The following is an 11,383-nucleotide window of genomic DNA, read 5'->3' on the forward strand; positions in this document are numbered from 1 at the left end:
CAAGCGCTTTTTATAGATGCTAGGTCTTAGATAGGCACTAGCATCAGGCTTGGGCATGCTCATGGCATGTAATCAAGACCCTGCAGTTATTTCTGCCTTGGCTGTGCCTTCACTTAACGATGCCATGCTCATTTATAAAGCACAGCGCTGCTGCGCCGCTAAACATCCTTAGCGACTGACCTTTGCAACCGCTCCTTGGTCGCTGCTCCTTTACCACTAGCCTTTGCAACTACTCCTTTACCAGTTAACCTCGCTGCTGATCCTTTGCTGCTGTCAACTGCTGTTTTGCATGCGTGACGAGATGAGGCCGATTTTGAAGATGGCTTCTTGCTCCATGCATTGGATCGTGAGCATGGCATGGGACGGGGTATGTCTTTTTTAGTCATGCAATGTAGTGAAGCTAGTTCTTGTAGTGCAGCTGCGGCATATAGCGCAGCTGTACATGCCTTTCATGGAGCTTCGTTTTGGCATTTGCATTGGCATTGGGCCTCTAGCTTATATGGTGGTTTTGTGTGGATTTGGCGTATTTATGCTAATTGTTGTAACTAGGCTTGGGGTGGCGGTTGACAGAAAATGGCTTGTTGACATTCAAGCTTGCAACATTTGAGAGCAATGATGAAGCATTGCTCACAAAATGGCAGCAAAATAACTTTTTACTATGTCTTATCACTTAGAATGTCACAAAGCTTTTAAGGGCACGTCAGGGTGACGTTGCTTTTTGCTCTTAAAGCTAAACAGTTATTCGTGCCTGAGGCTGGTAGTGTTATTCGATATTTAAGCGGCTGCAGCCTAGGTATATTGAGCAGTTTATTATTTCAAGGACGATTAGAATGGCAAAGAAGTCTGTATTAAGTGCACTGGCAATGGCCTTAACCTTAGCTGTATCAGCCCCTGCACTGAGCGGCTGCAATAGCACTACCTCTAACTCTGTCACTACTGACCGTACCCAAATCATGCTCGTATCTGAGCAAGAGGTGATGGCAGAGGCAGACAAGTACTATCAGAATGTTTTAGCTGAGGCTAAGCGCACTAAGACTCTCAATACCAACAAGCAGACTTACAATCGTGTACGCAAGATTGCTGACAAGATGATTAAGATTGCTCCAACCTTCCGTGCTGACTGCAAGGACTGGAAGTGGGAAGTTAACGTCTTTACCTCTGATGAGGTTAATGCCTGGTGTGCTGCTGGCGGTAAGATCGGTGTTTACACTGGCATTATCGATACTCTCAAGCTTACCGATGATGAGCTTGCTACAGTATTAAGCCACGAAATTGCCCACGCTCTGCGCGAGCACTCCCGTGAGCAGATGTCAGCTGAGTACGCAAAGCAGACTGCCATGTCAGTTGCTTCATTCTTAGGCGTTGAAACTCAGAAGTTACAGCTTGCCGATATCGTCTCTCAAGTTGGTCTGAGCTTACCATTCTCCCGCTCTCACGAGACTGAGGCTGATGAGCTTGGTTTAGAGCTCATGTACCGTGCTGGCTACAATATCGATGCTGCTCCTAAGCTCTGGGAGAAGATGATCGCCTTATCTGGCAGCTCCAATGGTCTTACCAACCTTCTCTCTACTCACCCATCAGGTGAAGATCGTATCGAGAACTTAACTCGTGTTGCTGCTGAGCTTAAGGGCTCTAAGACCGACGCTAAGAAGTAATTAATGCTATAGCCTCCGCTATATTAAGGCTAGCCTAGCTCTATCAAGAGCTAGGCTAGCCGCAATATAATAAATCCACCCTTGCTAAGCCCTTTCCACAAGCAATCAAAAAAGCACTAAGTCTCTTTCTGCACTCCCATCCAATCAAGCTAGCCTTTTACCACCAAGCTACCTCAATAAGCCCTGACTTCAGGCTGCACCAGGCATTCCGCACAGTAAAGCCGCACAACTCGGCACTACTCTTAGTTAGTTAGTTAGTTATCTGTCAAAAGACCAAGACGCCACAACCAGCTTCGCAAGGATAACTGTTCAGCAGCGCAAACATCCTAGCTTCCCGGCTCACTCAGAGCTGAACCTAACCTTTATGCATTAGCACCAGGCAAACTTCACTAGCAGCACTCTTTAAGCAGTTCTCACATACTGTTAATTACTGCACTTAGGCACAAGATCTCCATTTTTTGAAGCTAACAGTTCCAGGCAGCTATAAAGCAACTGTACACGGGAGTGTACTGTCTTTTGTACTGCACCTTTAGCTACGGATGTTGTTGTGTTCATAGTGTCTTGTGATCTCACCAAGAGCTAAATCTAAGCCCATCTAGCCGTACTAAGTGCAAGATGACCTGACATCGCTTCAATCCATTGGTCAACGCTAAAATGGGACATTCTTTTGCCAAAGATCATCTCAATAAGCCCTGTACAGGCTCATGATCTACCTCATCAGCTTGATAGATACTTACGAAGCAGCTTACGACGATGGTCGTTTAGCTAAGTTGGGCTAATTTGAGCTAATAACGCTTTTTTGAAACGCTTGTAGCTACTGCAGCTAATAGCCTTTTAGAAAGGGGTGATACCCATTGAGTCTCAATAATTCTCAATGAGTCTTATTGACGCTCAATGACTCTCAATGATTATTTTTGAGCATGGTGACTCTCTCCAAAAGTCGTTAGTCTTGATGAGGCCGTCTGCTTAAGCCTAGTAGATGATGGTAGAAGATCTTACGCACAGGTTTTAGTGGCAGTGTACACTGCAGCTGTGTTTGAGCCTGAAGCTTGAGTTGCGGCATGGGCGGTTGTTTTGTGGACTTGGCTTTGCGGCTCTGTTGATGTGGGTAATGCTTGTGGACTTGGCTATAGATGTAGCGACCACAAAATGCAGGCTATTTTATTGGAGCTACCTTTAATTAAGGTGGTGAGCCATAGTCCCAGATAAAGACCGAGGGCTACAGAGATAAGAGGCATAGCAAGATTAACGTGGAAGTGAAGGTGAAGGTGCGATCGGCCATAGCGATCGGCCCGAGCAGCGGATCATGGTAAGAAAGGCTGAGTGAGACGACTCATTGGTGATGGTATGCAGATTTTTTTGTGTAGATAGGATCGTCTGGCCATTTAATGGTGGGTTTTGATGGGATCAAATGCTGTTTTTATGGGGTTCTTGAGCGCGTGGCGGACTTAAGGAGTCAAGGTATGTCTATCTGTAGCGCAATGCTATGATTTATAGTATAGAATGGTAATCGAACTATATTTTTGTTAAATATGCGTCAGGTTCCGCTGTGCGCACTGTGTGCTTGCTTCTTTGGACATAGGATCTGTTTTCATGTCAGTTAATCGCGTTGTTGTTGCTCACTTTTCCCCAACTGGTGGCACCAAGAAAGTTGCCATGGCATTAGAGGACGGTCTTTTAGACCTGAGCCCAAAGTATCGCTACCAAGTCATCACATACAATTACCTCTCACCCATGCAAAGAGAGCAGCGTGTTCCTGAGTTTACGCCTAACGACCTCTTAGTTTTATGCTATCCAGTCTATTTTGGTCGTATGCCTTCTTGTTTAGAACAATGGCCTGAGCTTAAAGGCAATGGTGCGAAGGCTGTGGTGTGCTCAGTTTACGGTAACCGTGCTATAGAGGATGCTGAGCGCGAGACTATTACTATGCTCAAAGAGCATGGCTTTGAGGTGATTGCATCATTAGAAGCCATTGCTGAGCACTCTCAGGATCGTACCTTAGCCTCACACCGACCAGATAAGCGCGACAAAGAACAGCTCAGCACCATGGCCCGCAGCATTATCGAAAAAGTTTGTGAAGCCGATGCCAAGCATAGCCCTCTACCTAGCTTTAATGTCGATACCACCACGCCTTATCGTGAAAGATCCAAGATTAAGGCTACCCCAAAACTTTTAGATATTTCCACCTGCAATGAGTGTGGTCGCTGTGCTGAGGTATGCCCAGCTGGCATTATCGATCGCTATACCCATGATATTATTCCTGGCATGGAGCATAAGTGCATGGGCTGTCGTGCCTGCATCGCTACATGCCGTGTAGGTATTCGTGGCTTTCTTTGTGAAGATAATCTCGAGATCATCAAACAAATGGTCAACATCAAAGAGCTCAACCGCGCCCGCAAGCATAACCTCCTTAAGTGGCCAAGTGCCTAAACTACTCAAGTGGCAAGCTTCTTAAGCTGTTTAATGGCCTGAGGCATATTTTACTTGATCTGCTAAAGGCCATATCACTAAGCTCACTTTTAGAGTTAATACACGCCACACTCTATTATCTTATGGGTCAGCTTTCTTAGCTGACCGCATCATCTCAAGATCAGCTCTTGCAAGAGACTTAGCAGGCTGCTTTCCTTGTTTTTGCAAAATTGGGCATAGCTCGTTCTTAATGGGACTACTAATGATCCCATTATTACTAGCGGCGCTAGTAAGTACTAGCCGCTGCAGCTATGGCGAGTGAAAAGCTTGAAAGCTTAAGATGACTTTTGTGGTGTAATTAGATTTGTTGGTTAGATGGTGAATAATAATCGCAATTAGGAATTTATCTATGATGGTTGTAAGCCATCAATTGCACTATTTGTGGAGCTTGATCTTGCGTGATAAGGTTCGCATCTTTACAAAAAACTTGTCACCTGTAATCTCTTAGACAAGCCCGTATTTAAGCGAACTTTAGGCATGCTCCTGTGCCTGTTTTGATCTCTTCGTGGCTTTATTTTGGCTAGATCATTGTGTACTAGCTGCCTGTGATGACGATCATTTTTTATACTCTACAAGTGTCAAGACAATAGCCGCAATGCTTGCTACAGTGCGCCTTTATGTACTCTTCGTGCTATAATTTTTTCGATGTGACCCAGCATATTATGCATGCAAGAGTTAAGGAGATAAGGATCTCCTCTAACACGCTCTTAAGAGAGCCTGCTCTAAGATCTTGAGTCTCTTATACAGGTTCTTCAACAACAGTTTCTTTATGCTATGAGAGTTGCACACATCTTTAGCTTGCGCTTTAAGATCGCAAGATAGATTGAAGCTTTTACTCTCATATTATGTTGCCGCATCTATGATCTTGTGGTGCTACTAGTTAAAAGCGAGCGCTTTTAGGCTCATCTTTTTATGATGATGCTTTAAGCTCTTGCTTAGGTTCTAGAGCATATTAACAGTCTGATGTGGCGTTAAAGTTAAGATTAAGATCGTGGCTTTGCTTGTTTGATTTTGTGCATAAAGCTTTGGTGCTTAAAGCAAGTCTTTAGGCTTTAGCTTAGTACATACGAGGTGTTTGTTCACTAAGTTAGGTACATGCACATTTAAGGCACTAAGACTTTGGCACTCGATGCCAAAGCCTATGCGCTGTTACTTTTTATGCTGTTGTTGTCTTAAGATCGTTTTGCTGCTGTGAAAATAGCAGGGTTGGTTTAGGTTTTCGCTAGGTTTTGACGGTTTTCTACTGAGCATTGTGGCTTAGTGGTAGCCTTTGCATCAGAGTATGATCTTTCATCACGATGCTTATGCGAAGGCGCAAAGCCCTGAGAAAAGGAAATTCTTGTGAAGCTGCAAGCTTGCTCTAAAGTCATTACGTTAAATGCGATTGGTTTTACCCTCTGTGCTGCGGGCTCTTTATTTACATTAAGCTCCGCACAGCAAAGCATTGACGACACCTACAAGAATAAGGTGCAGTCTGCGATTTCTAGCGCCAACTCCGATCTCATTCATTACGTGCACCGTATTGACAATGATTACTATCAGCTCGTCAATATGTCGCTATCTAATGTGCTTTCTCTCAACCGTGAGGTCTATCTTAAAGACCCTCTCTTATCTTTCTTTGAGAGAAATATCCGCGCCCCATCAAGCTACTCTAATGGCGAGTACTTAAAGTACGCTTTAGACGCCTTAAACTATTACAAGATTCCTTATGCTTGCTACGATCTTAAGAGCAAGGAGCTTGAAGTTTTTGGTATAAAAGATGAGAAGCTAAAGAGCCGCTTATTAAAGGCCCATACTCAAGATGGCGCCACTTTAGAAGATCTCATTAAGCAGCCTTCAGCCTTAACTCAAAGCTTTAGCATCATGTACTCAGGTAGTGATACTTACCTGTGTCTAAAAATCTTTGATCAAGGCGCGAACAAGAATTACTACGTCTTCTCAAGCTATTTAAGCGTGCTTGAGAACACTAACCTCGACGTTAAGAAGATCTTCTCTGATATCGATCCTATGATGCAGGACATCTTAAAGGACGATGCTGTCATGATCGTACGTCGTGGTCAGACTGTCTTTAAGACCAATCAATTTGATCTTAAATTAGACTCTCACCTCAATAACCTACGCTCCATGGTAGGCGTACGTATTGTTGATAGTGAGGGCAATAAGGTAAGCGATCCAACTAAGCTCTCAAGCTCAGATAATGCCTCAATCTTAGGCGTCTCTTACTTACGTAGTATCAACTCTTACATTATCTTAAAGCGTCCTTTCACAACTTATTATGAAAGCGACTCTCTACTCTTAATTGCCCGCATTGCACTGGTTATCTTGTGCTTAGTCTTCATGGGACTGATCACTCGCGAGATCTTACGTGCATATCGCGATGACAAGCGTGAGTTTAAGCATGTGGCATCCTTAGTTAATCGTTTAACTAACATGCCATATGACACTTTCTTAGTGAAGGTTAACGAGGCTCATCAGGCTTATTTAGAGCACAAGGCTAAGCAAAATGCTGCAGCCTCTACTGCTGATACTTTAGCAGAGGGTGCCAAAACCGAAGCAAGCGCTGCAAGTGCTACTTCCGACGCAGCAGATGCCAATGCAAGTGCAAGTGCAAATGCAACAGACAGCGCTGCGAATAAGAATGTGGCAGCCAATGAGAACGCTACTGCTGCAAAAGAGGGCTCTACAGCCGACACTACTGCTGCTACTGCTAATAGCAACAACAGCGCTCAAGAGGACAAGCAACAGGCTCTTGAGAGTGTTGAGGGTATTGCTAAGGCTGTTGATACTAAGCTTGAGAAAGACGCTAAAGAGCATATTGATGCTGCTAAGGCTGAAACTGAGTCAGATCAGGTTAAGGCCGATAACGATGATGAAGGTGCAGAGCATATCGATGAAAACAACGATATAAGCTTAATGCCTACTGAGAAACTCAGCGAAGAGGCTATTAACTTCATCGAGAACTACATCTTAGAAGATCTCTTAAAGAATAGTGGTGTTGAGGCTGACTCGATTACTGGCGAGGCTCTCTTAGGCACTATTCATATTGCTCTAAGCGCTGAGCTTAAGTCATCTCAGCAAATTAGCGAGCTTAAGACTGAGTTTAAGAACCGCATTCCTATCTTCCGTAAAGAAGGTCAGTTCATTGCCGCACGTAAGATGCTGCTCAATACCCTGCCTTCAGAAGATGCTATGCCTTCTTCTAACTTTGTTGATTTTGCAGCTTTCACCGTACCAGCCCGAGAGCTTTCTGGTAACTTCTATCTGATTCGTCGTATTGATGAGAACAATCTTGCTTTCATCATTGGCGATTGCTGCTCTATTGGTATTAAGGCTGCCTATACCGCTACTGTAATTAAGACTTTAGTGGATGAGGCCTTAAGACTGTCACTTGATCCGCCTAATATGATGAGCTACATCAATGACCGTCTGTGTGAAGAGCGCAATGTTGCCTCAGTGGGCTTATTTATCAGCATCATCTCTGAGATGACAGGTAATGTGATTGCCTGCAACGCTGGCCATACTAGCCCAATCGTGATTGACGATAATGGCCCTCACTTCATGTGCGAGCCAAATGATAAGCGCTTAGGCCGTAATCAGGGTGAGACCTTTGAGCTGAGCAAGTGCTACCTTGCTAACAATGATATGGTACTGCTCTACTCACAAGGCATCGTTAACGTCCGCAATAGCAATGACGAGCTCTTTGGTATGGAGCGTCTGCTTGACCACTGCGATAACAGCGCAGGTCTACGTGCTGATGAACTTATCATCCGCATCCTCAATGACATCAAGCAGCATAAGGGCAAGCGCCCATTCCGTGAGGACGTCTCCTTAATCAGCTTCAAGCAGCTGCGCATCCGCTTCTAAAGCCACAGCTAAAGCTGATAGCTAGCCAAAAGCTCAATTAACAAGCTTCATCTCAAGGGCACGTTCGCTAATCGACCGTGCCCTTGTGCTATCTACAGCCACACCGCCTAGCGATCACCATTGCCAGCGCACCACTCCTAGCCAGATCAACAATAACTGCCATTAAACTGCAGCTCGCATGTGAACAGTTCAACCTCAAATTCCACCAACAAGACCAAACGCCCTCTTGGCTCATGCACTCAAGCACAAGGCGCTACACCTCTTGGCTCATGCATTCAAACTCAAGGTTCTACAATTGATAAGAAGACTGGTGTTTTACTGCAGCCATGTAGACGCACAGGCATAGGACTAGTCATTAGCAGATACTCAGACGTTCGCTAAATCGTGATCATGAAGGCTGATACCTGGATATACCGACAACCGCGCTTGAAGATACAAAGATGCGAGGTCTGCTTAAGAATTGCGCTTGTGTATGCGTTTTTAGTGAAAGGAAGGCTGTACTTTTGTATTGCACTAAAGTTGAGGGTAAACAAAAGTGCCTTTGTTTTGGGTAAATTTGCATCAAGGCCATATTTGAGGGATTTATACGATTGGCATTGTAAATTTTGCAGAATTAGCCCTGGCCTGTATGGTGCCTAATCAGTGCAAAAAGTGCGTACCAAAAGTGATCAATCGTTGTCTTTAGTTGGGCATTGCATCAATTTTGTGCAATTTATGAGAATTTGCTGAGTTCAAGATCACAGTTAAAAAGCGTCAAAAATCCCATAGAATGGCCATTTAATCTATGTATCTAGATAAAACTCGAGATCAGTACCTTTGACGGTTAAATTGCCTTAAAGATGCCATTTTTCTAGTTTATGGCATAATTAATCCCGACGATAATCATCACTCGACATAAGACTTTGTTTAGCAACACATTCTAGTGCAAGCAAGTCACCTGTCAGGGTAGGTCAGGAGATGCACAGACGCAGGGTTACAATCCCTGCTTTTTTATCGGTGCTCTCTTTTATGAACTCTTGAAGTTCAAACGATAGAAATCGGCTGTCGTTGTACTACGCGCAGCACGGTTATTAGGCGCTCTAGCGCTATCTTATGCATGCTTACCGGCGTTTGCATCAGATCTAGATTATGTGGCCACACTTACCTGTATGTGTCCATGTAACTCAACTTTTAACCGTAAACAAGTCCAAGCAATAGCATCTACACCAATTGATGCGCATGATGTTAAGTACATCTAAGCTTTGCTAACTGCCTAGTACTGTCACTGACTCTAAACGGATGCGACTTAATATGCCGCTTACCGGCGGCTCAGTCTTGAAGTCGAGACGAACTATTTAAAGGCTTTTCTATGTCAAAACTTACAATCAAGGAAATTATCTTGCTCGGCATGACCAACTTTGCATTATATGTTGGTGCTGGCAACATTATTTTCCCACCGATCTTGGGATTACAGGCCGGAACTAATGTATTCCCTGCTGCTATTGGCTTCTTAATCACTGGTGTGGGTCTCCCTGTTATCGCTGCTGTGGCTATGGCTCGTTTAGGCGGCTCCATGGAGAAACTGTGTGAACCAATCGGTGCAAAAGCTGGCTTCTTAGCTGTTGCAGTGTGCTTCTTATCCATTGGCCCTCTCTTTGCGATCCCACGTACCGCAACTGTGGCCTACGAACTGGCTATTAAGCCTTTCGTTAGCGAAGACACCAACCTGCTCCCAGGCTACTCAGTGTTCTACTTTATCATTGCTCTGATCTTTGCTCTTTACCCAGCTAAGATTCTTGACACTGTAGGCAAGATCTTATCCCCAATTAAGATCGCTGCACTGTTAATCCTCTGCGTAACTGCATTTGTGTTAGCTCCATCTGAGCCAGTTGATCCACAGGCTGACTTCGTAACTGGTGCATTTACCTTAGGCTTCGTTAACGGCTACTTAACCTTAGATACCTTAGCTTCTTTAGCATTCTCCATCATTATCGTTAATGCTATTCGCTCCCACGGTGTAACTGAGGTTCGCCCTGTAACTAAGTACGCTATTATCTCTGGCTGTATCGCTGGTCTTGGCCTGGCATTCATCTACGTATGTCTGTTCAAGCTTGGTAACGAGTCCTTCGCTTTAGCTCCAAAGGCTACTAACGGCGCTGAGGTATTAAGCGGCTACGTCAACTACGCCTACGGCACCTTTGGTAACATCTTCCTTGCAATCTTAATTATTGCAGCATGTATGGTTACCGCTATCGGTCTTATCTGCGCCTGTTCTTCATACTTCGAGAACGTATGGCCAATCAAGTACCGTACTTACGCTATTATCTTTGCTGTTGTTTCCTGCGGTATTGCTAACTTCGGTTTAACCACCTTAATTAACATCTCCGTACCAGCTCTGATTTCCGTATACCCAATGTTCATCGTACTCGTGATGACCTCTTTCATCCGCGATTACTTCAAGAACCAGCGCTTAGTTATTGCTCCAGTTGCTGCTTTAGCTTTAGTATTCGGTCTCAACGATGGTATCGAGGCAGCTGGTTTCAACATTCTGCCAGACTCAGTCAAGGCTATGTTACCAATGTATGACAATGACCTGTCATGGTTAGTACCTTGCATCGTACTCTGCGTGATCATGTACTTTGTTGACCGCGCTAAGAGCACCAAGGCAGAAGCTGCCTAATACATAACAAACCTCATAAAGATTCGCCTTGCGAATCGTCAAAGGCCCGCCACGTGCGGGCCTATTTATTCTCACCTCCCAGGCCCATCAGCTCGCAATTCATCAACGCCCATCTCTTCTAAATCCCTTCAACCCACAACATTTTCCTGACTAAGCATCCTATTCCATCAACCGCAAAAGATCATAGCAGCTAGGATCAGAGTAATTATCTGTTTATCTATTCAACATAGAGGCAAACTCCTAGGTTATACCTAGAAACAATCAAAGTTTTGCTTATAAAACAGGATCACGGCTCAGAATACTGTATCAAGGATTGTTTTTCATAGAGCACTCGCTATCAAATTTTGTAAAATTTTATAGACAATTCAGTTACCATCTCAACGAGCAACAAACGCAGTTTTACGCAGCAAAACAGATATTTAAGGCCTTTAGTAAAAACTCATAGATATACATGTTTACACAAGATACTTAACTGCATGTAAAGAACAAATTACAATTATCGTTAACACAAGCAGAAGCGATGATTAGAAAGATCAGAACTAAGATTTAGTTTCGAGATCACTCCGATCGCAATAACAGAATTCAAAAAGCTCTTGCATGCAGGCTAGCCCTGTTCTCTCATACAAAGAGCAAACAACTAACTAAAAGGGTCTAGCTATGGCAGTATACGTTAATACAAATTACTCAGCTCTTCAGGGCCAGCGCTACCTCGGTAATGTCCAGAACTCACTGACTA

Annotated in this window: 5 protein-coding genes; all 5 read left to right on the top strand. The window is 44.1% G+C overall.

The window, feature by feature from the left end; genetic code table 11:
* Positions 1 to 830 precede the first annotated feature (830 nt).
* The 5 genes from RDO37_RS07745 to brnQ all read left to right on the top strand — a co-directional run bounded on the left by RDO37_RS07745 (position 831) and on the right by brnQ (position 10,647).
* Positions 831 to 1,655 (top strand): M48 family metallopeptidase, encoded by an 825-nt coding sequence (locus tag RDO37_RS07745; protein WP_308498666.1) that lies wholly within the window; start codon positions 831 to 833, stop codon positions 1,653 to 1,655.
* A 1,593-nt stretch (positions 1,656 to 3,248) separates the two neighbouring features.
* Entirely contained in the window at positions 3,249 to 4,085 is an 837-nt protein-coding gene (locus tag RDO37_RS07750) for a 4Fe-4S dicluster domain-containing protein (RefSeq protein WP_308498667.1), read from the top strand.
* A gap of 1,380 nt (positions 4,086 to 5,465) precedes the next feature.
* Positions 5,466 to 7,988: a PP2C family protein-serine/threonine phosphatase gene (locus tag RDO37_RS07755; protein WP_308498668.1), complete on the top strand. Its 2,523-nt coding sequence runs from the start codon at positions 5,466 to 5,468 to the stop codon at positions 7,986 to 7,988.
* 180 nt (positions 7,989 to 8,168) lie between these two features.
* Positions 8,169 to 8,369 carry a hypothetical protein gene (locus tag RDO37_RS07760; RefSeq protein WP_308498669.1) on the top strand — a complete coding sequence of 67 codons (201 nt, stop codon included), beginning with the start codon at positions 8,169 to 8,171 and terminating at the stop codon, positions 8,367 to 8,369.
* A gap of 967 nt (positions 8,370 to 9,336) precedes the next feature.
* Positions 9,337 to 10,647, top strand: coding sequence for a branched-chain amino acid transport system II carrier protein (brnQ, locus tag RDO37_RS07765; protein WP_308498670.1), 1,311 nt, complete (start codon positions 9,337 to 9,339; stop codon positions 10,645 to 10,647).
* Positions 10,648 to 11,383: the final 736 nt, after the last annotated feature.

Source organism: uncultured Anaerobiospirillum sp. (genome assembly GCF_902485895.1).
Classification (GTDB): Bacteria; Pseudomonadota; Gammaproteobacteria; order Enterobacterales; family Succinivibrionaceae; genus Anaerobiospirillum; species Anaerobiospirillum succiniciproducens.

Excerpts from the sequence above, each read along its gene's own strand:
- RDO37_RS07745 (WP_308498666.1), top strand. The coding sequence starts at position 831 with ATGGCAAAGAAGTCTGTATTAAGTGCACTGGCAATGGCCTTAACCTTA.
- RDO37_RS07750 (WP_308498667.1), top strand. The coding sequence starts at position 3,249 with ATGTCAGTTAATCGCGTTGTTGTTGCTCACTTTTCCCCAACTGGTGGC.
- brnQ (WP_308498670.1), top strand. The coding sequence starts at position 9,337 with ATGTCAAAACTTACAATCAAGGAAATTATCTTGCTCGGCATGACCAAC.